This is a genomic window from Luteibacter sahnii, assembly GCF_034063545.1.
Taxonomy (GTDB): Bacteria; Pseudomonadota; Gammaproteobacteria; order Xanthomonadales; family Rhodanobacteraceae; genus Luteibacter; species Luteibacter sahnii.
Window position 1 is genome coordinate 1,091,285 of sequence record NZ_JAQLOK010000001.1, and the last position, 23,573, is coordinate 1,114,857.

Genomic DNA, 23,573 nt, shown 5'->3' on the forward strand with positions numbered 1-23,573 from the left:
GTTCAGTGCTCCCCGGTGTCGTAGGGCGAGGTGCCGCCCCGGGCGATGAAGGCGTCCACCTGCTGGCCCAGCACCGGTAGCGGCACCGAGCCGGTGGACAGCACGGTATCGTGGAAGGCGCGCAGGTCGAACGCCTTGCCCAGGGCTTTCTCCGCGCGGGCCCGATCGTCGCGGATCGCCATCTCGCCAAGGTAATACGACAGGGCCTGGCCGGGCCAGGCGATGTAGCGGTCGACTTCGGTATCGATCTCGTGTTCGGCCAGGGCCGTGTTGTCGCGCAGGTATTGGCGGGCCTGCTCGCGCGTCCAGTGCATCTGGTGGATGCCGGTGTCGACCACCAGCCGCGCGGCGCGCCAGGCCTGGTAGCTCAGGTAGCCGAAGCGCTCGTAAGGCGTGTGGTAGATGCCCATTTCCTGGCCCAGGTATTCGCAGTAAAGCGCCCAGCCCTCGCCGTAGGCCGAGATGTAACCGTAGCGGCGGAAGTCCGGCAGGCCCTGCGTTTCTTCGGCGAGCGGCATCTGCAGGGCATGGCCGGGCGAGGATTCGTGCAGCGTGAGCGCGGGAAGGGAATACAGCGGGCGCGCGGGGAGGTTGTACGTGTTCACCAGGTAGATGCCCGGGCCGCCTCGGCCACCGGTGTAGACGGGCGCCAGATCGTCGGGTACCGGCTTGATGGCGAAGCGCCGGCGCGGCAGGCGGCCGATGTAATCGCCGACGACGCCGTCCACTTCCTTGGCGATCCAGGCGGCATCCTTGAGCAATTCGTCCGGTGTCTTCGCGTAGAACCGCGGGTCGGTGCGGAGGAAGCGCAGGAAGTCGGCGAAACGGCCCTTGAAGCCGGTCTGGGCGATGGTATCGAGCATCTGCTGATGGATGTTCGCCATTTCCTTGAGGCCAAGCGCGTGGATCTGCGCGGGCGGCAGGTCCAGTGTCGTGAACTCGCGGATCTTCACCCGGTAATACGCCTCGCCATCGGGAAGGTCGACGGCGGCAAGCGAGGTGCGGGCCTTCGGCGCGTAGTCATCGCGCATGAATGCAAGCAGCTTCGTGTACGCAGGGATGACCTTTGCGTCGATGATCGCCAGCGCCTCCTTGCGCAGTCGCGCCTGTTCGCTGGCCGGCACGCTGGCGGCCATCCGACGGAACGGCGTGTAGAACAGGTTGGACTCGCCTTTGGCGTCGCTCACCGCCTGGATCGATCCGTACTGGCTGTCCACGATCAGCCGGGGTTGGGTGAAGCCGCGCGCCAGCCCCAGGCGCATGTTGGCGATCTGCTCGTCGAAGTAACGCGGGATGTCGCGCAGCTTGCCGAGGTATCGCTGGTAATCTTCAGGCGTGAGGAACGTGCCGCGGGCGCTGAATCCCAGGTTGCTCCAGAACGCCGTGTCGGCGTTGAACGGCATCTGCCACGTATGGGCGCGCTGGTCTGCCAGCAGGGTCTGCACCTGCTGGCGATAGACGGCGTAGTTCACGCGTCCGGCCGCGTCCAGTCGCGAAGGATCGATGCGGTCCAGTTCGGCCAGTACCCCGGCCCAGTAGGTTTCGCGGGCCTGCTGCGTGTCGGCATCGACGCGTGGCAGGTGGTCGGTGGTCTGCGACGGGCCATCTTCGTCGTCAGCCCCCGCGAACTGGGCCTGACGCCATGTCCACTCACGCTGGTACAGCGCGTGGAACCGGCTGTTGGCCTCGTCGGCGAACGCCACTGGCGCGGCGACGGTCAGGGCAAGGGCGAGCCACAGCCCCCGCTTCATGAGCGCGCCGCCTGGTGGCGGGCGATCCACGCATCGGTACGCTGCTCCAGCAATTCCAGTGGCATCGCGCCGCCCGATAGCACCTCGTCGTGGAAAGCACGGATGTCGAAGCGGTCGCCGAGCGCCTGCTTCGCGCGCTCGCGCAGTTTGAGAAAGGTGAGCTGGCCAAGCTTGTAGCCCAGGGCCTGCCCGGGCCAGGCGATGTAGCGGTCGGTTTCGGCCTGCATGCTGGGTTCGTCCTCCGCCGGGTGCGCGTGGAAGAAGTCGATCATTTGCTGGCGATTCCAGTGCAGCGCATGTACGCCGGTATCGAGCACGAGGCGATCGGCGCGCAGCAGATCGCCCACCAGGCGGCCGTAGTCGTTGTAGGGATCCGTGTAGAAGCCGGCATCCTTGGCCAGTCGCTCGGCGTAGAGCGCCCAGCCTTCGATGTAGGCGTTGTAGCCGGCCTGCTGGCGAAACGGGGGCAGCGGCAGGCTCTGCGCGATCGAGATCTGCAGGTGATGTCCCGGCACGCCCTCGTGGTAGGCGGTGTCTTCGATGGCGTAGAGCGCGCGCTGTGCGTAGTCGCCGGTGTTCACGAAGACGATGCCGGGGCGCGAGCCGTCGGGCGTCCCCTGGTGATACTCGGCGCCGGCGGCATCCTTCTCACGGTAGCGTTCCACCGGCTGCACCCGCAGGGCGGTGGTGGGCAGGTGGCCGAACAGCGTCGGCAGCGCCGGCTGCATGCCCGCGATGAAGCCGCGATACGCATCGAGGATCTGCTCGCGCGAGGTCGCATAGCGCTTAGGGTCGTTCGCGATGGCGGCGCGTAGCTCCGGCAGGCCCGCGTAACCCAGCCGCTTCGCGATCGCGGTCATCTCGCTTTCGATGCGTTTGACTTCGTCCAGGCCGATCTGGTGGATACGCCTGGCATCGAGGTCGGTCGTGGTCTGGGTATGGATCGCGAAGCGATAGCGGGCGTCGCCGTCCGGCAGTGCCCAGAGGCCTTCGTCGCGGCGGCCATGTGGCGCGTATTCCGTGGCGACGAAGCGCGCCAGCTTTTCGTAGGCCGGGCGCACGTCATGGTCCACGGCCTCCACGATGGCACGGCGCAGCCGTGCCTGGTCCGCCGCCGGCACGCTGGCCGGGATACGCGTGGCCGGTTCGCCGAACACGTTGGCCAACCCTTCGGGTGTGGCGATGTCGTGTGCTTGCGTGTCCACCTTGTCGAGCAGGTAGCGCGGCTGCATGAGGCGGTCGGCCATGCCCTGGCGCGATACCGCGATGAGCTGGTCGATCACCGCCGGCACGGCCTTGAGGCGTTTGACGTAGTCGTCGTAGTGCTTCGTGCTGTCGAACGGGATGGTCGACACGAAGCCAGGCAGCGCAAGGTGCGCGCCGCCGATCTGGTCGAGCACCATCTCCTGGTTCTTGAGCCGGATCGATGCCAGGTGATCGCGCAGTTCACGCAGGCTCATCTGCAGGCTGATCTGGCGCTGTTCGTCGAGCCGGCTGCCGTCGACAGCTTCGAATCGCTTGAGCATGGCCTCGGTGGCGACCCGGTCGACCTCGACGTGGGCGAGGGAGTAGTCCGTCCAGCGATCGTTGTAGCGATCGTCGCCGATCGTCGTGGCCAGTTCGGGGCTCTCTTTGAGCTGGTAGTCCCAGCGCTGCGCCACGAGCGCATCGAAATCGGCGACGGGATGCCCGGCGGCGTAGGCCGCGGGGGCGGCCAGCAGGCCGAGGAGGAGAAGGGCGTGGCGCAGCGCGTGGGAAAGGGTCATCAGGCAAAAGGCTGGTCGATGGACACGGAGGGCTGGGTGAACCACTCGGCGCCGTCGGGCGTGACGTAGAAGTGGTCTTCCAGGCGGATACCGAAACGGTCGGGCACCACGATCATGGGCTCGTCGCTGCAACACATGCCCGGAGCGAGCGCCGTGGCGTTGCCACGCACGAGGTAGGGCGTCTCGTGGATCGCCATGCCGCAGCCGTGGCCCGTGCGATGGGGCAGGCCGGGAAGGCGATAGTCGGGGCCCAGTCCGCCGGCTTCGAGGACGCGACGCGCGGCGGTGTCGACGTCCTCGCAACGCACGCCGGGCCGGACGGCATCGAACGCGGCCTGTTGCGCGGCACGCTCAAGGTCCCAGATGCGCCGGTGATCGTCAGTCGGCGTGCCGAACACGTAGCTGCGCGTGATGTCGGACTGGTAGCCGCGCACGCTGCAGCCGGTGTCGATCAGCACCAGGTCGCCCGGTGCCAGGTATTGCTCGCCGGGGATGCCGTGCGGAAACGCGGTAGCGTGGCCGAACTGCACGATGCAGAACGTGGAACCGTTGTCGGCGCCGAGCGCCCGATGCGCCTCGTCGATGAAACGCTTCACCGCCTGCGTGCCGATGCCTTCATGCAGCATGCCAGCGGCCAGTCGCTGCACCTTGAGCGTCATGGCCGTGGCCTGCTTCATCAGCGCGAGTTCGGTGTCGGACTTGCACGCGCGACACCCGTCGATCATAGGGGTGCCGTCGATGATGTCACCGCCCGGCATGAGGCGACGCAACCCTTCGAACACCCCGAACGGTGCCGCCGGATCGAGCGCGAGCATGCCGCCGCCCGATGCGCGCAGCAGGTCGACCACGAGGGCGTGCGGGTCATCGTGTTCTTCCCACATGGCCAGGTCGAGCGCATGAGCCAGTTCCGCGCGCAGCGAGCCTTCTTCAAACGCGGGACACACCAGCCGTGCCTGGCCCCGTCGCGGCAGGAACAACGCGACGAGACGTTCCGTCGCGCCCCAGGGGATGCCGGTGAAGTAGCGCAGCGACGTGCCCGCGGTGACCAACAGCGCGTCGGCGCCAGCGGCCGCGGTGAGTTCACGGGCTTTTTCGATGCGCTGGAGGTATTCGCCTAGCCCGATGGCCGGGGCGCGATCTGCCCAGGGGGTGAGCGCGTCGCGTGCCTGGGCGAGGGAGAGATGACCGATCTGGGCGTTCACGATGTCGCCCCCACGTCGCCGTCGCTCCAGCGGCCGTCGATGCGGCGCGCGATGCCGCCCGGGTTGCGATCGCGCAGTTCGGGCGGCAGCAGGTGATCGGGCACGTTGTCGTAGCTGTGTAGCGCGGTGAAACGCTGGATCGCCGCGGGCATGCCCACCGAGGTGAAGCCGGCATGGCTGGTGGCCGGGTACGGGCCACCATGGTTCATGGCTGGGCTGACCGCGACACCCGTCGGCATCTTGTTGGCGATGAGCCGGCCCACGCGGGCGCGCAACCGCGGGGCGACCGTCGCCCATGTCGCGTCGTCGCTGCCGTCCACCGCGCGGTAGAGCGTGGCGGTGAGGTTGCCTTCGAAGGCGGCGGCGACGGCCGCCAGTTCGTCGTCGGTACGCGTGCGGACGAGCAGGCTCGTCGGCCCGAACGCTTCCGCCTGCAAGGCGGCCGGCGCGGCGAGGAATGCGCGGGCGTCCACGCGCAGCAGGGTGGGCTGGTGCCGGTATCCCTGGCCGCCACCCACGTCGCCGCCGGCGAGCACCGTGGCGCCCGCGTGGACCAGCGAGGCGAGCGCACGCACGAGGTTCTCCTGCACCCCGCGCGAAAAGAGCGGGCGGGGTGCGCCGGCCGCGAAGTGACGCGTCGCTTCGGCTTCGAACGCGTTGGCCTCGTCACCCGGCGGCAGCACGACGATGCCCGGATTGGTGCAGAACTGCCCGCTACCCATCGTGCACGAGGTGAAGAACTCCTGGGCGAGCGCCGCGCCGTTCTCCGCCAGCGCGCCGCGGAGCAGAAACACCGGGTTCACGCTGGAGAGTTCGGCGTACGTCGGCACGCCGACCTGGTCCGCCGCGGCCTTGAGGGCGAGGCCGCCGGCACGGCTGCCGGTGAAGCCGATGGCGCCGAGGCGGCCGTCGCCGGCCAGCCGCGTGCCCACGGCGTTGTCGACGTGGTAGAGCATCTGCACGGCATCGGCCGGCAGTTCCGCTGCCATCAATGCGTCGTGCGCTAGTTCGGCCAGCCGCCGGCTCGTGGCAGGGTGCGAGGGATGGGCCTTGGCGATCACCGGGTTGCGCGCGGCGATGGCGCTGGCGAAATCGCTGCCCGCGATCGCGTTGAAGGCAAAGGGGAAATTGTTCGGCCCGAACACCAGCACCGGCTTGCCCAGCGGCGCGCGATGCGCACGCAGCCCGGCAGCCGTGTCGATCACGGGGTCGGTCCACGCGTAAGCGCGGACCGCCGCGGCGGCCTGTCGAAGCTGGCCGGTGGTGCGGGGCAGTTCCACGTGGCGCAGGCGCGGCTCGGCGGGCAGCGCGGTTTCTTCCGCCGCCAGGGCCACGAGCGTGTCTGCATCGGCCTCGATCGCCGCGGCATACCCGTCGAGGAAGGCGGCGATGCGCGCCGGGGGCGCCTGGGCGAACGCCGGCGCCACGCCGAGCGCGGCCGCGAGCGCCGCGTCGACGTCGGCCTGACCGCTCACGGGAAACGCCGGACCGATGGCTTCGGCACGCGTGGGATCTTCCGCGCGGAAGCTACCTTGCGGATCACGCGCATCGCGCCAGCGACCGCCGACCAGTACCTGCGCTTGCATGGCTCAGACCTCCGGGTGCGTGGCGATGGCGTGGTCGATCACCTTCAGCGCAGCCTCGCGCTCGGCGCCGGCCACGGTCAGGCGCGGCGCGCGTACGGTCTCGCTGCCCATGCCCACGCGGGCCTGGGTGAGCTTGATGAGCTGCACGAAGGTCGGCACCGTATCCAGGCGCAGCAACGGCAGGAACCACGCGTAGAGCGACTCGGCCGCTTTCGCCCCGCCGTCGCGGGCGCGCTCGAACAGCACCACCGACTCCTTCGGATACGCGTTCACCAGCCCGGCGATCCAGCCCACCGCGCCCATCGCCACGCCTTCGACGATGGCATCGTCCATGCCGACCAGCAGGGCAAGGCGGTCACCCAGCAGCGCGCGGATCGCGGCGAAGCGGCGCACGTCGCCGGAAGACTCCTTCACCGCCTGGAGATTCGCGAACTCACCCGCCAGCTCGGCGATCTGCGCCGGGGCGAAGTCGGTCTTGTAGGCCACCGGATTGTTGTAGAGCATGCAGGGCAGGTCGGTCGCGGCGATCACCGCTTTCACGTGCGCGCTCATCTCGCGCCAGTCGGTGGAATACACGTAGGGCGGCAGCACCATCAGGCCGGCGCAGCCGATGGCCTTGGCTTCGCGCGCGAGGCGAACGGCTTCGTCGGTCGACAGCGAGGCGATGCCGGGGATCACCGGCGCGCGGCCGTCGAGTGCCTTGACCAATGTACGCAGGATGGCGAGCTTCTCGTCGAACGACAGCGTGGCCGCCTCGCCCAGCGAGCCCAGCGGCACGATGCCCTTGCAGCCGGCGTCGATCATCTGCACGGCGTGACGTGCAAGGAAGTCGTGATCCACCTGGCCGTCGGGGGTGAACGGGGTAGTGATGGCGGGCAGGACGCCGTGCCAAAGGGATGCGTTGCTCATGGATGAACTCCTGGATAAACGGACGAATCGAACGGTTGGGGCTCGCCGAGCGTGGCCAGGCGGGCGGGAAACACGGGCGGGCGGGGAGCGCCGCGATGAAAGTGGCGTAGCTCGGCCAGCGCGCCGCCGCAGACGCGACCCTGGCAGGCGCCCATGCCGCAACGGGTGCCCAGCTTCGCGGCACGGCTGCCGGCATGGGCCTGCAGTTGCTCCCAGGTCACGTCTTCGCAGCGGCAGACGATGGTTTGCGGGTCGGGCAGCGCGCGTACCGCGTCACGCAGGGCGAAGTGGGTGTTCAGTCGGGCGGCGAACGCCCGGGCGTGGTCGCGGCGGCGGAGCAACGTCGGCGAAGGCGTGACGCCCGCCGCGGCGAGGCCGGCGATCTCGCCCTCGACCAGCGCACAGTCGCGACCGCCGATGCCGCAGGCTTCGCCGGCCGCGTAGACGCCGACCACGCTGGTCGCCTGTCGCGCGTCGACGGCCACGTGGCGATGCGCGCCTTCGCTGGCGCTGGTACAGCCGAGCGCGTCGGCCAGTTCCATTTGCGGCACCAACCCATAGCCCACGGCGAGAAGGTCGCAGTCGATGCGGTCGACCCCGCCGGGGCCACGCAGCTCCACGGCGTCCACGCGATCGCCGCCGTGGGCGGCGACCGCGAGGGTGTCGGTGCGGTAGGGGACGCCGGCCAGCCGCGTGCGCAGGGCGACCGCCTGCGCGAGTTTGCCGGGCCAGCGCCATAGCGACGCGGCGAAACGGTTCACGTCGGTGGGGGATGCCTGTTCGGCGATCGCCAGCACCTGGGCTCCGTGACGCCGTGCCGTGGCGGCCGCGGCCAACAGCAGGGGGCCGCTGCCCGCGATGACCACGCGCCTGCCGGCCAGGGGCCAGCCCTGCTTGGCGAGCGCCTGGAGGCCGCCCGCGCCGGTGACGCCGGGCAGGGTCCAGCCAGGGAACGGCATCAGGAGTTCTCGCCCGCCGGTGGCGATGACAAGCGATGTCCACGCGAGCGTGAATCCGCCCGCGTCGTTCTGCAGCAGCAGTTCGTCCGTCGTGGCGGCCACCACCTGGGTATCGGCCAGGCGATGCACGCCAGCGGGCAGGGCGTCGATCACGCGACGCGCGTCGGCAGGCTGGCCGTGGCGCAGGTCGTGCCGCCAGACCTGCCCGCCCGGCCGTGCCTGATTGTCGACGAGCGCCACGCGCTTGCCGGCGGAGGCCGCGGCACGCGCCGCGGAAAGGCCCGCCGGTCCCGCGCCGATCACGATCACGTCGAACGCGTCAGCCATCGGTGCTCACCCGCATGCCTTCGCGTGCCTGCACCTGGCATGCGCGTTGTTGCGCCAAGCCGTTGATCGTGACGCGGCACTCGAAGCACACACCCATGCCGCATACCGGTGCGCGCGGCGTGCCATGGACCGACCGCCGGAAGATCGGCGTCACCGCGGCAATGGCGGCCGCGACGCTGCTGCCGGCGGGAACGACCGTGACGTGGCCGTCGATGTAAAGGCTCACCGTCATGCAAAGGCCCTCGCCGGATCGAACGCGCGCGCATCGATGGCCGGTACGCGGCCCAGGAGCTGGTCAACCACCACGCGCGCGCTGCCCAGCGACGTGGTGACGCCGAGGCCCTCGTGGCCGGCGGCGACCCAGGTGTCGCGCATGCCGGGCACGCGGCCCAGGTAGGGCAGGCCGTCCGGCGTGACGGGGCGAAAGCCCGTCCATACGCGGATGGCGTTGAGGTCGCGCAGCCCTGGCAGGAAACGAAAGCTGCGCTCAAGCATGCGTCGCACCATCGGCATCGACACGTCGCCGTCGTGCGCATCGTATTCGCGCGACGAACCGATCAGGATCTGCCCGGTCGGACGCGGCTGCACGTTGAAGGCCACGCTCGACACGTCGGCGCCGTGGGCACTGTCCGCGTAGCCCATCTCGAGCAACTGGTGATGCACGATCGCGGGGTACCGGTCGGTGATCACGAGATGACCTTTGCGTCCGCGTACCGGCAGGTCCGGGAGCAGGCGCGGCAGGTAGCCGCCGGTGGCGACAAGCACCGGGCCGTGGAGCCGGCTGCCGTCGCGCAGCGTCACGCCGCCGCGCTCGACACGCAACACGGACTGCACGTGCAGCCGCGCGCCGCGTCGCAGCGCGTCGTCGATCAGGTGGCGCGCCACGGCGGGCGGGAACACCACGGCCTCGGTCGCCACGCGCATGCCGCCGGCCAGGCCCGGCGCCAGCGCGGGCTCGCGTTCGTACAACTCGGCGGCGTCGATGAGCGCCGCCTGCACACCGCCCGCCGCCAGCCGCGCCACCTTGCCCGGGATACGCGCGAGTTCGTCGTCGGTGCTCGCGACCCACAAGGTGCCGCAGCGGCTGAATTCCGCCTGGGGCAGGTCGGCGAAGCGCTCCCATAGCGCCAGCGAGTAGGTGGACAGGGCGAACTCGTCGGGATGGTCGTCCATCGCCACGAGATGGCCCATCGCGGCGGCGGTCGCGCCGCCGCCGATCGTGCCCGGTTCAACCACGGCGACCCTCAGCCCTTCGGCGCTGGCGTACTCGGCGCACGCCGCGCCGACGATGCCCGCGCCGACGACGATGAGGTCATACGACGTCACGCGACACCGATGCCCCAGGCCAGGGGATCCGCATCGTCGATGAGGATCTGGCCGCGCATGGTCACGTGCGCGCTGCCGGTGATGCGCGGCAGCACGCCGCCCACCCCGGGCCGCCAGGAGGCCTCGAACACGCTGCCCAGGATACCGGCCTGCCGCCACACCGTGCCGGCGGCGAGCTTGCCGTCCGCCGCCAGGCAAGCGACCTTCGCGCTCGTGCCGGTACCGCAGGGCGACCGGTCGTAGGCCATGCCGGGGCAGAGCACGAAATTCTGGCCGTCCGCGTCGTCCTGTGCCGGCGCGGCGTTGACCTCGATGTGATCGATCTCCTGGTTGTCGGCGCCGGCGATGCCGCGGCGTTCCAGCTCGCGGCGGATCGCCTCGGTATAGGCGGTCAGTTCGCGCTGGTGGGCGAGCGTGACCGCGACCGGCGTGTCGCCGGTGATGAAGAACCAGTTGCCGCCCCAGGCGATGTCCCCCACGACGCGGCCGTAGCCGGGTACGTCCAGCGCGACATCCTTTCGATGGCGATAGCTTTCGACGTTGTCGATCGCCACGCGGCCATCGTCGAGCAGCTCGATGCCCACGGTGCCCACCGGCGTCTCGAGCGCGTGCCGCCCGGGTCCGATACGACCCAGGTGCTGCAGCGTGCGGATCACCCCGATGGTGCCGTGGCCGCACATGCCCAGGTAACCGACGTTGTTGAAGTAGATCACGCCCGCGCAGGCGTCGGCGGAGACGGGTGGTACGAGCAGGGCGCCCACCATGGTGTCCGAGCCGCGCGGCTCGCAGGCGATGGCCTGGCGCCAGCGGTCGTGCTCGTCACGCATGCGACGACGCCGTTCGTGCAGTGGGCCGTTGCCGAGGTCGGGAAAGCCGGACAGCACCACGCGGGTGGGCTCGCCGCCGGTATGCGAATCGATGAAGTCGACGGTATGCATGGGTCCATGCTCACCCGCGCGGGCCGCCCGGGGATAGAAACCTTTGCGGCAGGCGGATGCGGAATTCGGCATAATCGTGGCCGCGCCCGTAAGGTCCGGCGCCGCCGCTTTTTGCCCCTGCGCGGCGTGGCACCGACCCGGGCATGCCCGGCCTTCGCCCTCAGGGGTCCACCGCACACGCCCGACGACATGAAGATTTCCGCCGACGAACTGGAGCCGCTGTTCGACGCCTTGCCTGACGTGGTGTTCTTCGTGAAGGACACCCAGGGCCGCTACACGCACGCCAACCTCACCCTTGTGCGTCGGTTGGGCCTGGCGCAACGCAGCGAGATCATCGGCCGGGACGTCACCGAATTGTTCCCCGCGATGATGGGTGGGTCCTACGCGGCGCAGGATCGCCGCGTGCTGGCGGGCGAGGTCATCGAAAACCAGCTTGAGGTGCATATCTTCAACAACCGCGCGCCGGGCTGGTGCCTGACCTGCAAGCGGCCGCTCCTGTCACGGGGCCAGGTGCGCGGCGTGGTCGGTATTTCGCGCGATCTGGGCCAGCCGGATGGGCGCCACCCCACGTACGATCGGTTGCGCCGTGTCATGGCCCATATGCAGGCCCACTACGGCGAAACGATCCGGGTCCATACGCTCGCCGAGCTGGCCGGTCTGTCGGTGGCACAATTGGAGCGGCATTTTCGCCGCGTGTTCCAGCTGACGCCGCAGCAGGTACTCACCAAGGTGCGTATCGAAGCGGCCATGCGGCAGCTCGACGGCGACGAGAGCATGGCCGCGATCGGCATGGCGTGCGGGTTCGCCGACCACAGCGCGTTCTCCCGGCAGTTCAAGGCCACCGTCGGCATGACGCCCTCGAAATATCGCGCGCTGGCGATGGGGCAGCCCAAGGTGTTGGCGTCCCGCCGTCCGCATGCGTCATGACGCTACGTCATTGACCTTCTTCACAAATGGATCGCGATTTCATTCGCGTAATGCTGGGGTTTGACCCCGATTTCCGGCAGAATGGTCGGATTGCAACCCCCGAAAGGGTGTTTTCCCTTGCAAATCAGTCATCAGGACGCGCCGAAGGGGCTGCGTCGGGTGATCTCGCACTGTCTCGGAGTAACGAATGTCCGCAGAACCCCGTGCCGAGCATGGACTGGATTTGTCGAGTTGCGCGCGTGAGCCCATTCACACGCCCGGTGCGATCCAGCCTTACGGCGTGCTGTTGGTGGTCGATCCCTCCTCGATGCGGGTCGTCGAGCGCGCGGTGGCCGACGACGACCTGCTCGCGGCGTTCGGCGATCCGCTGGATCATCCGCTTCGCGACGTGCTGGGCGGCGTCCTGTCGGCGTGCGCGTCGTCGCTGCAGGGCGACGACCTCGTCGCGCCGCGTTACCTTGGCCGTTTCGAGATTGACGGGCACGGCCGCTTCCACGGGCTGGCACATCGCAGCGGCGGCGAGTTGATCGTCGAACTGGAGGCGATGCTGGCCGATGAACCGGCGACGCTCGAAGAACTGTATCCGGCCATCCGCGATTTCATGACGATCCTGGAGAAGGCCGAAACCGTCGCCGAGCTATGCGCGTTGGGCGCGGAGCGCATTCGCGAGCTCACCGGGTTCGATCGCACCCTCGTGTATCAATTCGACGCGGAATGGAACGGTGCGGTGATCGCCGAGTCGCGAAACGAGCGCCTGCCGTCCTACCTGGACCTGCGTTTTCCCGAATCCGACATCCCGGCACAGGCTCGCGAACTCTACCGGCGCAATCGCGTCCGGCTCATCCCCGATTGCGATTACCAGAGCGTGCCTTTGTTGCGCAGTGCGGCCAGGGTCGATGCCGCCCCGACCGACCTGAGCCTGGCGACGCTGCGCAGCGTCTCGCCGGTGCACCTGCGCTACATGCGCAACATGGGCACGGGCTCGTCGATGTCGGTATCGCTGGTGCACGACGGGCGCCTCTGGGGCCTGATCTCGTGCCACCACCAGGACCCGCGGCGCGTGCCTTACCACGTGCGCACCGCGTGCGAGTTCATCGGACAGATCCTCGCCTTGCAGATCGCGCAGAAAGAGCGCGCCTCCATGGTTGAAGAACGGGTCAGCCGCCGTGCGACGCAGATGCGCCTGCTTGGCCGCATGAGCGGCGACGGCGATTTCGTCGAAGCGCTGAAAAAAGACCAGCGGCACCTGCTCGAACTCACCCGCTCGACCGGCGCGGCCCTCGTGCGCCGCGACGATTGCGTGCGCTTCGGCGAATGTCCGTCACATGCGCAGATCGCCGAGATCGTGCGCTATGTGTCGCGCTTGCGCGAAAACCAGGATCTTTACGCCACCGAGCGTCTGCCGACCGAGGCCAACGAGTTCAGGGATCTTTCCGGCGTCGCCAGCGGCGTACTCGCCATTTCCATCTCGCAGCTCCACGACAGCTACCTGCTCTGGTTCCGGCCCGAGGTCGTGCGAACGGTGCGCTGGGGGGGCGATCCGCGCAAGGACCACGTCGGTGGCATGTTGTCGCCGCGCATGTCGTTCGAGATCTGGAAAGAAACCGTCCGGCATCGGTCCGTGCCCTGGGACGCGGTCGATCGGGATGCGGCCATGGAACTGCGCGTGGCCATCGTCGACATCGTGTTGCGCAAGGCGGAAGAACTGGCCGAAGTCAACGAACAGCTCGTGCGCACCAACAAAGAGCTCGAAGCCTTCTCCTACTCGGTGAGCCATGACCTGCGCGCGCCGTTCCGGCACATCGTCGGCTACTCCGAGCTGCTGGGCACGTCGGCGAACGATCGCCTGACCGGCACCGAGCGCCGCTACCTCGACACCATCGTGGAGTCGGCCAAATCCGCCGGCACCCTCGTCGACGATCTGCTGAGCTTTTCGCAGCTCGGTCGCTCGACGCTGGGCCGCATGCCCATTGCGATGGGCGGCCTGGTGGATGACGTGCGGCAGCGCCTGGAGATGGAGTACCGGGGCAGGGCGGTCGCGTGGGACATCGCGCCGTTGCCGACCGTCAGTGTCGATCCCGCCATGGTCCGCCTGGTCTGGCAGAACCTCATCTCCAACGCGCTCAAGTTCACCCGTGAGGCGACCGATCCGTTGATCCGGATCGGCTACGAGCCAGGCGATGCCGAGGATGTCTTCTTCATCCGGGACAACGGCTGCGGGTTCGACATGCGTTATGTCGACAAGCTGTTCGGCGTGTTCCAGCGACTTCACCATGTCGAAGAATACGAAGGTACCGGCATCGGCCTGGCCCATGTCCATCGCATCGTGACCCGTCACGGCGGCCGGATCTGGGCCGAGGGTCGGGTCGGCGAGGGCGCCGCGTTTTATTTCTCCATACCCCATTGAGACGAGGTTTTTGTGCGTGACCTGAGACCGATACTTCTGGTTGAAGACAGTCCCAAGGACGCCGAGTTGACGATGGCGGCCCTGGAACGATGCCAGCTTCTCAACGAAGTGGTGCATGTGCGCGACGGTGCGGAGGCGCTGGACTACCTCCGTTGCGAAGGCGCTTTCGCCGACCTGCATCACGGGGGGCCGGTGGTGGTGTTGCTCGACCTCAAGCTGCCCAAGGTCAATGGCCTGGAGGTGCTGGAGGCCGTGCGGCAGGATGAACACCTGCGTAGCACGCCGATCGTGATGCTGACCTCCTCGCGGGAGGAGCAGGATCTACTGCGCAGCTACAAGCTGGGCGTGAACGCGTTCGTCGTCAAGCCGGTCGATTTCAAGGAATTCTTCGAGGCGATCCAGGGCCTGGGCATGTTCTGGGGCATCACCAATCAGCCGCCGCCGCCCGTGCTCGGTGGTCCGCGTGGTTGAGCTTTCGGTGGGCGACGCCATCCGGGTACTGCTGCTGGAAGACAGTGCGCTCGATGCGGAGTTGATCGAACTCCAGTTGAAGGCGGCACGGCTCCCCTTCACGATGGATCGCGTCTGGACGCTGGAAACCTTCCAGGCCGCCATTCGCGAGCACCGCCACGACGTGATTCTCTCCGATCACCTCTTGCGTGGCTTCGACGGCAACGATGCGCTCGAAGTGGCGCGGACGGATGCGCCGGAAGTGCCTTTCATCTTCGTGTCCGGCACGTTGTCCGACGAACTGGCGGTGGAATCGCTCAAGCGCGGCGCGCGCGATTACGTGGTGAAGCAGCGCCTGCCGCGCCTGCCCGACGCGATCCTTCGCGCCCTTCGCGAGAACGAAGAGCGCAAGAAGCTCGCCCAGGTCGAGAGCGATCTCCAGCAGAGCCTGGCCCGCCTGGAACAGCTCGCGAACGCGTTGCCCGCGCTCATCGCGCACTTCGGGCTCGACCATCGCTATCGTTTCGCCAACGACGCGCACGCCCACTGGTTCGGCATCGGCCCCGACGCTTTGGTGGGCATGCCGGTGTCCGAGGTCTTCGGCGCCGCGACGTTCGAAGCGATCCGCGCCGACCTGGCGCGGGTGATCCGCGGCCAGCGTGTCGTGCTCGAAGTGGCCCTGACCACCCACCAGGACGGCACCGTCCGCTACGCCCAGATCGACGGCGTGCCCGAGGCCGACGCGTCGGGTGAGGTGGTGGGGTATTACATGCTCGCCCGTGACATCACCGAGCTGAAACACGCCGAGCTGTCGCTGCGCGAAACCAACGGTAGCCTGGAGCGCGAAGTGCGAGCCCGGACCGACGAACTGGAAGGCAGCCAGAGCCGGCTCGCGGCGATCTTCGAGTCGAGCTTTCAGTTGCAGATCCTGCTGGATCCCGCCGGACGCATCCTCGATGCCAACGCCGCGTCGCTGAACGCGATTCTCCTGGGCAAGGACGATGTGGTCGGCCAGCGGCTTGCCGATTCGCCCTGGTTCGCCCGGGTGGAATGGGCGCGGGCGACCATCCGGCAGGCGATCGCTGACGCGAGCCAGGGCCGTGCCTCCAAGCATGAGATGGAACTGGACCTGCCCACCGGCATGCGCTTCTTCGACGTATCGCTGCGGCCCCTGCGAGACGGGGCGGGCACGCCGGATGCGATCGTGGTCGAGGCGGTGGAAACCACCGCGCGCCGTCAGGCCGAGCATGCGTTGCGGCAGTCGCAGAAAATCGAGGCGATCGGTCAATTGACCGGTGGCATCGCGCACGATTTCAACAACATCCTGACCATCATCGCGGGCAGCGCGGAGCTGGCGAAGATGCTCGTCGGCACGCCGGGTTCGACCGATCGCGCGGTGCGCGCGCTCGACAACGCGTTGAAAGGCGTCGCCAGCGCGGCGTCACTGACGCATCGGCTGCTCGCGTTCGCGCGCCGCCAGCCACTCAAGACGCAGGCGATCGACTGCAACCGCCAATTGCTCGACATGCAGGACATGCTCAAGCGCACCCTGGGCGAGCTGGTGCAGCTGCGGATGATGCCGTCACCCGCCCTGTGGAGCGTCGAGGTCGATCCGGCCCAGCTCGAGGCGTCGATCCTCAACCTCGCCGTCAACGCGCGCGATGCCATGCCGTCGGGCGGCGAGTTGGTGATCGAGACGAGCAACACGCATTTGTCCGGTGCGGACGCGGATCGCCTTCCCGGCCTCGAACCGGGCGATTACGTGCTGGTGCGCGTGCGCGACACGGGGGAGGGCATGTCCGCCGAAACGATGTCGCGTGTGTTCGAACCGTTCTTCACCACCAAGGAGGTCGGTCGCGGCACGGGCCTCGGCCTGCCGATGGTCTACGGGTTTGTCAAACAGTCGAACGGCCACGTGCTACTGGAATCGACGGTGGGCGTGGGTACCTCGTTCACGATGTTTTTCCCTCGTTCCGCGCAGGTCGTCGCAGCGGAAGAGGAGGGCGTTCGCCGGTCTTCCGGCCGCAACGATCGCGATGCCACGATCCTGGTGGCCGAGGACAACGATGACGTGCGGGCCTACGTCGTGGAGGTGCTTCGCGATTTGGGGTACCGGGTGCTGGAAGCCCATGACGGGCACGCCGCGCTGCGTCTGCTGGGCCGTCCCGACGTCGAGATCGACCTGCTCTTCTCCGACGTCGTCATGCCCGGGATGGCCGGCTGGGAACTCGCCCAGCGGGCCCGCCAGATGAAACCCGAACTGACCGTGCTTTTCACCTCGGGTTACCCGCGCAACATCGAGACGAACGAGAAGGAGCTGCGTGGTACCGGCATCCTCGCCAAGCCCTTCACCCGCACGGAACTGTCCGACGCGGTTGAGCGGTCGCTCGATGCGGCCGCGCGATCGAAAGAAGCGACGCGCGCTGGCGGTTGAGCGTTGCCGTCGTCCCGGCGCAGGCCGGGACCCACCGCGATGCAATCGGTTGTCGCGAGAGCGCACCATCGGACGGGTGCTCGCGACTACGTCTAACCAACCTCGTCCGCCGCACCGGGACGGGTGCTTTTTGACCGACGGCACCGCTCGGAGCAATAAACCACCTGTTCCCAATCCCTTGCCCATTTGCGCCGCCAGGTGAACGGACGACCGCAGCGGGGACACACCTTCGTCGGCAGGTCAGACTTCTTCTGCATCCGCGCCATCGCAGATCAACGGACCTGCTGCGACGTCGCGCGATGCACCTCGGCGAACACCGCATCCATCGCTACGTCGATATCGAAGCGGTCCGCATAGCGATCCTGCAGGGTCATCACCAGCACGCCCGCGGTCGCCCCCGCCGACGCCATCATGGCCGACCAGCTGAGGTCCCGCAGATCACGTGCCAGGGCGCTGACCCGCGCCCAGTCCCCCAGCGCCGCCGACGACGCCATGGCGATGGTGTGTTCGGTCATGCGCTGCAGCACGGCGGCCCGGGCCTGCTCGCATCGGCGGCAGACCTGGGCCGCCGTGCAGGAGCAGCTATGGCGGTGGCCGGAGGCGAGGGTCATGGCCGCATTCTGGGCGCGACGTCGTGAAACGTTCGCCAACCTGTACGGAGGCTCCTTGAGTGAGCCTGGTTCAGTCCGCAGTTGGCCCGCCGAAACCAAAGTGAAAGTCATGTGAGATGAGATGCGGTCACCTTCAGGAGACCTGCATGCGCTCTTTTAACCGGTTGCTCCCGCTGTGCCTGATATCCCTCGTCGCGGCGTGCGCGCCGCTCCCTCCACGCCGAGAACGGGTCGTCGTGGTCGAACAGCCACCGCCGCCCACCTATGTGGTGCGGGTGACCCACGAACCGCCACCGGAGGTCGTGGAGGTGGTGCCGCCGCCGCGTGACGGTTGGTTCTGGGCCCACGGCTACTGGCGCTGGGATGGTTACCGTTACGTCCGCGTGCCCGGCCATTGGGAGCGCGTCGTCGTCGGGCATCACTATGTCCACGCCTACTGGGAGCATCGCGACGGCCAGTGGTGGCTGCATGAAGGGTATTGGGCGCGCGACTGACCGCAGGTGACCTGCGATCGGCGTTTGAAACGCCGGTGCACCACGCACCGGCGGCTACCTGTTCGCGATTTCCCACGACACGATATCCAGGCCTTCATGCTCGCCATCCTTCTCGCCGCCGCCACCGCGTCGTCCTGTCTCGCAGCCCCGGCACCCACCCCGGCGGCGCTCATGCGCGCCGCCGCCGCGTCCCCTGCGGACGCGCCGCAGGCCATGCCGGTGATCCATACCGAAGGCACGCTGCCGCACACCGGCATCCACGACCGTTCGGCGGCCGCGATGCGCGACTTCAGCCACATGCTCGACCTTGCCCTGGCCTGGCGCGACGGCGGAGACCGGCCTTCGCTGGATCGCCTGGCGGTCTATCTTTCCGCCTGGACGCAAACCTACAAGCCCTCGTTCGACCCGATCGACGAAACAGGCTTCGGCGACGTCATCGCCGCCTACGACGTGACCGCGGCGGATCTTCCGCCCGACGTGGCACGACAGACCCGCGATTTCCTGCGTCGTCTCGCCACCGGTTACCTCGACCAGATGGACGCGCATCGCGGCGACCCGCACGGCGTCTGGACCAACAACTGGCAAAGCCATCGGGTGAAGCTCGCCGTGCTGGCGTCCGTCGCCCTTCATGACGACGTGTTGTTTCGTCGTGCCAGGGCGGCTTTCGTCCAGCAGTTGTCGATCAATGTGACGCCGGGTGGCGAAGTGATCGATTTCGGCGAGCGCGACGCGCTGCACTACGTCACCTACGACCTCGAGCCGCTGACCCTCGCGGCGGTCGCGGCCCGTCGCCGCGGTGACGACTGGCTTACCCTGCGTGGGCGTGACGGGCAGACCCTGGCCGCCGCCCTCGATTGGCTGTTGCCGTATGCCGAAGGCAAGCGGCACCACGACGAGTTCGTGCATTCCTCGGTGCCATTCGACGCGGCGCGTGCCCGTGCCGGGCTGCCCGGGTTCGCCGGGCCGTGGGACCCGACGACGGCGAAGAACCTCTACTGGACGGCGAGCCTGCTCGACCCGCGCTACACGGCGGTGGCGCGCACGCTGTCGCCGACACCTCCGCACAGTCTCTGGGCGTATGCGCGCCCCTGCGAGCGTTAGGCGGGCGGGGCGCCCACCGCGGCGGGCGCGACCGCGAAGCACGACGCCTATTCGGCAAGGTAAACGGCGTTCGTCGCCCGCACGTCGGGTCGCCGCGGCCTTACAGCGCCCGGCGCGAACGTGCAGGCGTAACGGCCGCAGGCGCCAAAGGACACGACCCGTGGCAATCGTTGGCCTCAGGCGAGCACCATGGTCCTCTCGCTCACGTCATCGCGATAACGCATGTCTGGCGTCACGATGGCATGGACGGGGGCTCGCGCCTTCTTTCTTTCTCCTCCCGCCGAGGCAACATGACCACATCGCTGGTTCGCCAGGTCGCCGACGTTCTCAGGGCCTACCTGGCCATCCATCCCCGCGCGGTGGATACGGTCGAAGGTATCCACGCATGGTGGGTTACCGAGCATGTGCCGGAGCACACCCTCGACGTTACCCAACAGGCGCTTGAGCTTCTCGAGGCCGATGGCCTCGTCGAACGACACTTGCCCTCCCACCGCACGGTGTGGCGACGCCGGACCGGCCAAGGGGACGACGACGGCGCGGTGCGGCCCGCTTCCACGTAGTCTGCGCGGGTCGGCCCGTGTTCCGGCTACCCGAGTCTCACGGCCGCTGCGCCTGCTCGGTGCTTCAGGGCAGGCGATCATGTCGCGACGCATCCCAAGGACCTGACCTATGCCCATCCTTTCACCTGAGGCCTTCGAGCAAGGCTATTTCCAGACCCACCTGGAGGTCTCGCTGCAACGCATGCTCGAGCCCATTTCGGGCGAACGGCCCGCTGGCATCCCCCTGCGTTCGTCGCCCGGTTACCGCCGGCTGCAGGAAGACCGCCGCAGCGACGACATGTACCTGCCGATGGGAGCCTGGGGCGCCGACCTGCGCCGGGCGAACTGGCCTCGCGTTTCCCTGGTTGCGGCGCACATGCTGGCGGAATACTCAAAGGACCTGCAGCTGGCCGCGTGGCTGCTCGAAGCGGAGATCCACCAGCGCGGCGTGGATGCGCTCGCGCCGTGCTTCGCGCTGATCCGTGCACTGTGCGAGCGCTACTGGGATGGGGATCTGCTCCACCCGACGGACGACGACGGCACCTTCGAAGCCCGTGGCAACGTCATGTTGTGGATCGACGAAAAGCTGGGCCGTTCCATCGCGGTTTCGCCGTTGCTCAACGACGGCGGTCGCGACATCCCCTGGGTGGCCTGGGAGATGGCACATCGGCTCGAACGTATCCGCGCGGCGGGAGGTACACGCGCCGATGTCGAGGACGATACGCCCAGCCTTGCCGAACTTGCCCAGGCGCTCGCCCGCCAGCCCGAAGAGGCGTTGCGCGCGCGCCTGGCGGTGCTTGACATCGCCCGGGCCTCGCTAACAGCCCTGGACGAGTCGATTCAAGCCCTGGTATCGGGCATGCCGTCGATGCCGCATCTGCGCGGCCTGCTCGAACGCATGCAGGCGCCCTTGCAGGAAGAGCTGGCGCGGCGTGGCCTGCAGGTACACCCGCCCTCGCTTCTCGTGCCAGCGGAACCCGTAGCGGTGTCGTCGGCCGGCGACGCCCCGGGCGCTACCGATGGCGCGCCTGCACCGGATCACGCCGAAGCGCCAGGCGAACGCATGGCCGATGGCGACCGGGACCACGCGTTCGACCCGGTGGCTGAGCGTGAGCGGGCTTACGAAAGGCTTGCCGAGATCGCCCGGCTTCTCGCCCGCATCGAACCCCACAGCCCCGTGCCGTATCTCATTCATCGGGCCGTGGCATGGGGCGGTATGAGTTCCGCCGAGCTTTACCATGAGGTCGTCGTCAAGAGCGGCGGCCGCATCGACATGCGCGACGTGCTCGGTATCGTGGACGCGTCCGCCGAGCCTTGAGTGTCCGGCATCGCTCGCGGCGCGACGCATCACGCCGGGTCGTGGCCGAACATCCGAAGCAGGCCGTGCGGGGCGTCCGTCCCGAGCAGGCGGGCCGTGAGGGCTTGCGCCTCCCGTGCCGCCGCTTCGGCCCGCACAAACATCGCCGACTCGTAGGCGCCAAGGGCATCCTCGACGCGGTCGCCGTGGGTGGCGATGGCGACGGCGAGCCTGGCGCCGTCGTCCATCGCGAGATTGGCCCCTTCGCCGGAGGGCGGCATCAGATGCGCCGCGTCGCCGAGTAACGTCACGCCCGGCTTGCGCGGCCAGCGCAGATCGACGGGCAAGGCATGGATGCGACGAAGCACCGGTGCGGCGTCGCTATCGGCGATCAGGGCACGCAACGCCGGCGCCCACCCGTCGAACTCCGCGGCGATGCGTGGCGTGCCGGTCCGCACCGAGCCGACGTCGATGTCATCGAACCATTCGGCCGGACGACACACGGCGATATAGGCATGGATCACGTTGCCGGGCTCGCGATGGGCGAAGATGCCTTTGCCGGGGGATGTCGCGAAGAACGACCCGCCCCCGACGGTCGCCGCCGGGCCCGGATGGCGACGGTCCACGTCGTGGAGCCATGTCTCCACGAACGCGTAGCCGGCGTACACCGGCGTGGCATCGGTGAGATGAGGGCGCACGCGCGACCACGCGCCGTCCGCGCCGACCAGCAGGCGCGCGGTCGCGCTCGTGCCGTCGGCAAAGCGCAACGCATGACTACCGTCGGCTTGCGCGGCCGTCCCCACGAGTTTTTTGCCCCACGCGATCGTGCCCTCAGGCAGCGATGCCAGCAGCAGACGGCGTAGTTCGCCTCGGGGAACCTCCGGGCGGCCCCCCTTGCCGTCGTCCGCTTCGTCATGCAGCAGGCGGCCATCCGGTGCCATCACGCGGGTGGCTTCACCGCCGGGATGCACGAGCTTGCGGAAGCCCTCATAGAGACCGGCGGCCTTCAGGGCCACCTGGCCGTCGCTCTCGTGGATATCGAGCATGCCTCCCTGGGAGCGGACGTCCGCCGACGCGTCGGCTTCGTAGATCACCGAAGGGATGCCGTGAACATGGAGCACGCGGGCGAGCATCAGGCCGCCGAGGCCTGCACCGACGATGGCAAGGGACGAGGTCATGGGTTGTCTGTGGAATGGCGTTCCATGATTGTGGAATGGTGTTCCAGGTGTGTCAACATGTGCCCATGGCCAACACCTCGCCTCCCTCACGACGCGACGACGCGTTATCCAAGGACCGCATCGTCGATGCCGCTATCGCCTTGCTGGATGCCGCCGGCGAATCGGGTCTGACCTTTCGTGCCCTGTCGGAACGGCTCGCCACGGGCCCGGGCGCCATCTACTGGTATGTCGCCAACAAGGCGGACCTCATCAAGGCGGCCTGTGACGCCGTGATGTCCCGGGCCCTGATCGACGGCGCGCACGGTACGACACCGGTCGATCGACTGCGTGCCGTGGCGTTGGCTGTCTTCGGCATCATGGACCGCCATGCCTGGGTGGGACCGGTCCTCGCGAGGGCGCCGGCCGAGCCGCCGGCCATTCGCCTACTCGAGCACCTGGGGCAACCGCTCGTGGCCCTGGATGTGCCCGAAGGGCAGCTGTGGCCGACGGCCAACGCGCTGTTGAGTTATATCGTGGGCGTGGCCGGGCAGAACGCGGCGAATGCGCAGTTTGCGCGGACGCACAAACTGCGGCGCAGCGCCTTTCTCGACGACATCGCCGAGGCGTGGTCAAGGCTGGACCCGGGCGAGTATCCCTTCGTGCGCCGCATGGCCGCGGTCGTCGCGGCTCACGACGATCTTGACGATTTTCTCGCCGGCGTGGACCTCATTCTCGACGGCATCCAGAAACGGCGCGGTTCGTGAACGCCGTTCGCCGCCCGGTTTCCTGGGCGGCGCCGTCGGCCTTCACGCGGACCGTGGCACGCTGACCGTTGACTGACGACTAACGGGCCAGTGCACCGTCGATCGCTGCGATGACACGGGGATCGTCCACGGTCACGTCGGGACCGAAGCGGGCCACCACCTCGCCGTCCCTGCCGACGAGGAATTTTTCGAAGTTCCACATCACTTCGGTCGCGGTGGCCGGTGCGAGCCCCTTCTCGGTCAGCAACGACAGGAGGGTTTCCCCGCCGACGCGCTCCGGCCGGGCCGTGGTCAATGCGTCGTAGAGCGGGTGGATGTCGTCGCCGCGCACGGAGATCTTCGAGAACATCGGGAAGCTGACGTCATAGGTCAGCGAGCAGAACGATTTGATGTCCTCGTCCGCTCCCGGCTCCTGATTGGCGAAGTTATTGGCGGGGAAACCGAGAACGACGAGCCCCTCCGCCCGCCGGGCTTCGAACAGGGCTTCCAGACTCTCGTACTGAGGGGTGAGGCCGCACTTCGACGCCACGTTGACGATGAGCAGGACGCGGCCTTCGTACGCGGCCAGCGACGTCGGCTCGCCATCGATGGTCTGCAAGGGGATGTCGTTGAGTGTCATGGGAGAGGC

General features: G+C 68.2%; 22 protein-coding genes. 9 read left to right on the forward strand and 13 right to left on the reverse strand.

Annotation, left to right across the window (positions count from 1 at the left end; translation table 11 throughout):
- Nucleotides 1–2 precede the first annotated feature (2 nt).
- The 9 genes from PI246_RS04865 to PI246_RS04905 are packed head-to-tail and all read right to left on the reverse strand — an operon-like array spanning nt 3 to nt 10,764.
- A complete protein-coding gene (locus PI246_RS04865) occupies nt 3–1,751 on the reverse strand; it encodes a DUF885 domain-containing protein (protein ID WP_320550153.1) in 1,749 nt (582 codons plus the stop codon).
- Complete coding sequence (locus PI246_RS04870) at nt 1,748–3,517, reverse strand: DUF885 domain-containing protein (RefSeq protein WP_320550154.1); 1,770 nt, start codon at nt 3,515–3,517, stop codon at nt 1,748–1,750. Before PI246_RS04870 ends, PI246_RS04865 begins: the two co-directional genes overlap by 4 nt.
- A complete protein-coding gene (locus tag PI246_RS04875) occupies nt 3,517–4,719 on the reverse strand; it encodes a M24 family metallopeptidase (protein ID WP_320550155.1) in 1,203 nt (400 codons plus the stop codon). Before PI246_RS04875 ends, PI246_RS04870 begins: the two co-directional genes overlap by 1 nt.
- Entirely contained in the window at nt 4,716–6,305 is a 1,590-nt protein-coding gene (locus PI246_RS04880) for an aldehyde dehydrogenase family protein (protein WP_320550156.1), read from the reverse strand. Before PI246_RS04880 ends, PI246_RS04875 begins: the two co-directional genes overlap by 4 nt.
- A 3-nt stretch (nt 6,306–6,308) precedes the next feature.
- Nucleotides 6,309–7,214: a dihydrodipicolinate synthase family protein gene (locus tag PI246_RS04885; RefSeq protein ID WP_320550157.1), complete on the reverse strand. Its 906-nt coding sequence runs from the start codon at nt 7,212–7,214 to the stop codon at nt 6,309–6,311.
- On the reverse strand, nt 7,211–8,500 hold the full coding sequence (locus PI246_RS04890; protein WP_320550158.1) for an FAD-dependent oxidoreductase: 1,290 nt from the start codon (nt 8,498–8,500) through the stop codon (nt 7,211–7,213). Before PI246_RS04890 ends, PI246_RS04885 begins: the two co-directional genes overlap by 4 nt.
- On the reverse strand, nt 8,493–8,732 hold the full coding sequence (locus tag PI246_RS04895; protein WP_320550159.1) for a 2Fe-2S iron-sulfur cluster-binding protein: 240 nt from the start codon (nt 8,730–8,732) through the stop codon (nt 8,493–8,495). Before PI246_RS04895 ends, PI246_RS04890 begins: the two co-directional genes overlap by 8 nt.
- Nucleotides 8,729–9,826: an NAD(P)/FAD-dependent oxidoreductase gene (locus PI246_RS04900; RefSeq protein WP_320550160.1), complete on the reverse strand. Its 1,098-nt coding sequence runs from the start codon at nt 9,824–9,826 to the stop codon at nt 8,729–8,731. The genes PI246_RS04895 and PI246_RS04900 overlap by 4 nt, the downstream gene beginning before the upstream one ends.
- Nucleotides 9,823–10,764, reverse strand: a complete 942-nt coding sequence (locus PI246_RS04905; RefSeq protein ID WP_320550161.1) for a 4-hydroxyproline epimerase — start codon at nt 10,762–10,764, stop codon at nt 9,823–9,825. Before PI246_RS04905 ends, PI246_RS04900 begins: the two co-directional genes overlap by 4 nt.
- A 189-nt stretch (nt 10,765–10,953) precedes the next feature.
- Here PI246_RS04905 and PI246_RS04910 point away from each other — a divergent pair, with 189 nt between their 5' ends.
- The 4 genes from PI246_RS04910 to PI246_RS04925 all read left to right on the forward strand — a co-directional run bounded on the left by PI246_RS04910 (nt 10,954) and on the right by PI246_RS04925 (nt 16,982).
- Nucleotides 10,954–11,691, forward strand: a complete 738-nt coding sequence (locus PI246_RS04910) for an AraC family transcriptional regulator (RefSeq protein ID WP_320550162.1) — start codon at nt 10,954–10,956, stop codon at nt 11,689–11,691.
- A gap of 187 nt (nt 11,692–11,878) precedes the next feature.
- Nucleotides 11,879–14,098, forward strand: coding sequence for an ATP-binding protein (locus PI246_RS04915; protein WP_320550163.1), 2,220 nt, complete (start codon nt 11,879–11,881; stop codon nt 14,096–14,098).
- 12 nt (nt 14,099–14,110) lie between these two features.
- Entirely contained in the window at nt 14,111–14,569 is a 459-nt protein-coding gene (locus PI246_RS04920; RefSeq protein ID WP_320550164.1) for a response regulator, read from the forward strand.
- A complete protein-coding gene (locus tag PI246_RS04925; protein ID WP_320550165.1) occupies nt 14,562–16,982 on the forward strand; it encodes a PAS domain-containing protein in 2,421 nt (806 codons plus the stop codon). The genes PI246_RS04920 and PI246_RS04925 overlap by 8 nt, the downstream gene beginning before the upstream one ends.
- A 92-nt stretch (nt 16,983–17,074) precedes the next feature.
- Here the strand turns inward: PI246_RS04925 and PI246_RS04930 are convergent, their stop codons facing one another.
- Both PI246_RS04930 and PI246_RS04935 read right to left on the reverse strand, forming a co-directional pair.
- Nucleotides 17,075–17,248: a DUF2256 domain-containing protein gene (locus PI246_RS04930; RefSeq protein ID WP_343218465.1), complete on the reverse strand. Its 174-nt coding sequence runs from the start codon at nt 17,246–17,248 to the stop codon at nt 17,075–17,077.
- A 6-nt stretch (nt 17,249–17,254) separates the two neighbouring features.
- Entirely contained in the window at nt 17,255–17,593 is a 339-nt protein-coding gene (locus tag PI246_RS04935) for a hypothetical protein (protein WP_320550167.1), read from the reverse strand.
- A gap of 146 nt (nt 17,594–17,739) precedes the next feature.
- Between PI246_RS04935 and PI246_RS04940 the strand changes: the two genes are divergently transcribed.
- The 4 genes from PI246_RS04940 (at nt 17,740) to tssA (ending at nt 21,045) form a co-directional block, all read left to right on the forward strand.
- Complete coding sequence (locus tag PI246_RS04940; protein ID WP_320550168.1) at nt 17,740–18,087, forward strand: hypothetical protein; 348 nt, start codon at nt 17,740–17,742, stop codon at nt 18,085–18,087.
- A 96-nt stretch (nt 18,088–18,183) separates the two neighbouring features.
- A complete protein-coding gene (locus tag PI246_RS04945) occupies nt 18,184–19,188 on the forward strand; it encodes an alginate lyase family protein (RefSeq protein WP_320550169.1) in 1,005 nt (334 codons plus the stop codon).
- Between the two features lie 290 nt (nt 19,189–19,478).
- Entirely contained in the window at nt 19,479–19,748 is a 270-nt protein-coding gene (locus PI246_RS04950; protein WP_320550170.1) for a hypothetical protein, read from the forward strand.
- Between the two features lie 109 nt (nt 19,749–19,857).
- Nucleotides 19,858–21,045 carry a type VI secretion system protein TssA gene (tssA, locus tag PI246_RS04955; RefSeq protein ID WP_320550171.1) on the forward strand — a complete coding sequence of 396 codons (1,188 nt, stop codon included), beginning with the start codon at nt 19,858–19,860 and terminating at the stop codon, nt 21,043–21,045.
- 29 nt (nt 21,046–21,074) lie between these two features.
- On the opposite strand, the gene PI246_RS04960 is transcribed toward tssA, so the two are convergent.
- A complete protein-coding gene (locus PI246_RS04960) occupies nt 21,075–22,202 on the reverse strand; it encodes an FAD-dependent oxidoreductase (protein ID WP_320550172.1) in 1,128 nt (375 codons plus the stop codon).
- Nucleotides 22,203–22,267: 65 nt separating this feature from the next.
- Between PI246_RS04960 and PI246_RS04965 the strand changes: the two genes are divergently transcribed.
- A complete protein-coding gene (locus tag PI246_RS04965; protein ID WP_320550173.1) occupies nt 22,268–22,945 on the forward strand; it encodes a TetR/AcrR family transcriptional regulator in 678 nt (225 codons plus the stop codon).
- A gap of 79 nt (nt 22,946–23,024) precedes the next feature.
- Here PI246_RS04965 and PI246_RS04970 read toward each other — a convergent pair whose 3' ends face one another.
- The gene (locus PI246_RS04970) at nt 23,025–23,564 is read right to left on the reverse strand and encodes a glutathione peroxidase (RefSeq protein ID WP_320550174.1); all 540 of its coding nucleotides are present in this window, start codon (nt 23,562–23,564) and stop codon (nt 23,025–23,027) included.
- Between the last annotated feature and the right edge of the window lie 9 nt (nt 23,565–23,573).

What these genes read in the sequence shown, in the direction of transcription:
- PI246_RS04965 (WP_320550173.1), top strand. Translation starts at nt 22,268, where the DNA reads ATGGCCAACACCTCGCCTCCCTCACGACGCGACGACGCGTTATCCAAG.
- PI246_RS04895 (WP_320550159.1), bottom strand. Translation starts at nt 8,732, where the DNA reads ATGACGGTGAGCCTTTACATCGACGGCCACGTCACGGTCGTTCCCGCC.
- PI246_RS04865 (WP_320550153.1), bottom strand. Translation starts at nt 1,751, where the DNA reads ATGAAGCGGGGGCTGTGGCTCGCCCTTGCCCTGACCGTCGCCGCGCCA.
- PI246_RS04935 (WP_320550167.1), bottom strand. Translation starts at nt 17,593, where the DNA reads ATGACCCTCGCCTCCGGCCACCGCCATAGCTGCTCCTGCACGGCGGCC.
- PI246_RS04905 (WP_320550161.1), bottom strand. Translation starts at nt 10,764, where the DNA reads ATGCATACCGTCGACTTCATCGATTCGCATACCGGCGGCGAGCCCACC.
- PI246_RS04885 (WP_320550157.1), bottom strand. Translation starts at nt 7,214, where the DNA reads ATGAGCAACGCATCCCTTTGGCACGGCGTCCTGCCCGCCATCACTACC.
- PI246_RS04880 (WP_320550156.1), bottom strand. Translation starts at nt 6,305, where the DNA reads ATGCAAGCGCAGGTACTGGTCGGCGGTCGCTGGCGCGATGCGCGTGAT.
- PI246_RS04915 (WP_320550163.1), top strand. Translation starts at nt 11,879, where the DNA reads ATGTCCGCAGAACCCCGTGCCGAGCATGGACTGGATTTGTCGAGTTGC.
- PI246_RS04970 (WP_320550174.1), bottom strand. Translation starts at nt 23,564, where the DNA reads ATGACACTCAACGACATCCCCTTGCAGACCATCGATGGCGAGCCGACG.
- PI246_RS04960 (WP_320550172.1), bottom strand. Translation starts at nt 22,202, where the DNA reads ATGACCTCGTCCCTTGCCATCGTCGGTGCAGGCCTCGGCGGCCTGATG.
- PI246_RS04940 (WP_320550168.1), top strand. Translation starts at nt 17,740, where the DNA reads ATGCGCTCTTTTAACCGGTTGCTCCCGCTGTGCCTGATATCCCTCGTC.
- tssA (WP_320550171.1), top strand. Translation starts at nt 19,858, where the DNA reads ATGCCCATCCTTTCACCTGAGGCCTTCGAGCAAGGCTATTTCCAGACC.
- PI246_RS04870 (WP_320550154.1), bottom strand. Translation starts at nt 3,517, where the DNA reads ATGACCCTTTCCCACGCGCTGCGCCACGCCCTTCTCCTCCTCGGCCTG.
- PI246_RS04890 (WP_320550158.1), bottom strand. Translation starts at nt 8,500, where the DNA reads ATGGCTGACGCGTTCGACGTGATCGTGATCGGCGCGGGACCGGCGGGC.
- PI246_RS04950 (WP_320550170.1), top strand. Translation starts at nt 19,479, where the DNA reads ATGACCACATCGCTGGTTCGCCAGGTCGCCGACGTTCTCAGGGCCTAC.
- PI246_RS04910 (WP_320550162.1), top strand. Translation starts at nt 10,954, where the DNA reads ATGAAGATTTCCGCCGACGAACTGGAGCCGCTGTTCGACGCCTTGCCT.
- PI246_RS04930 (WP_343218465.1), bottom strand. Translation starts at nt 17,248, where the DNA reads ATGGCGCGGATGCAGAAGAAGTCTGACCTGCCGACGAAGGTGTGTCCC.
- PI246_RS04945 (WP_320550169.1), top strand. Translation starts at nt 18,184, where the DNA reads ATGCTCGCCATCCTTCTCGCCGCCGCCACCGCGTCGTCCTGTCTCGCA.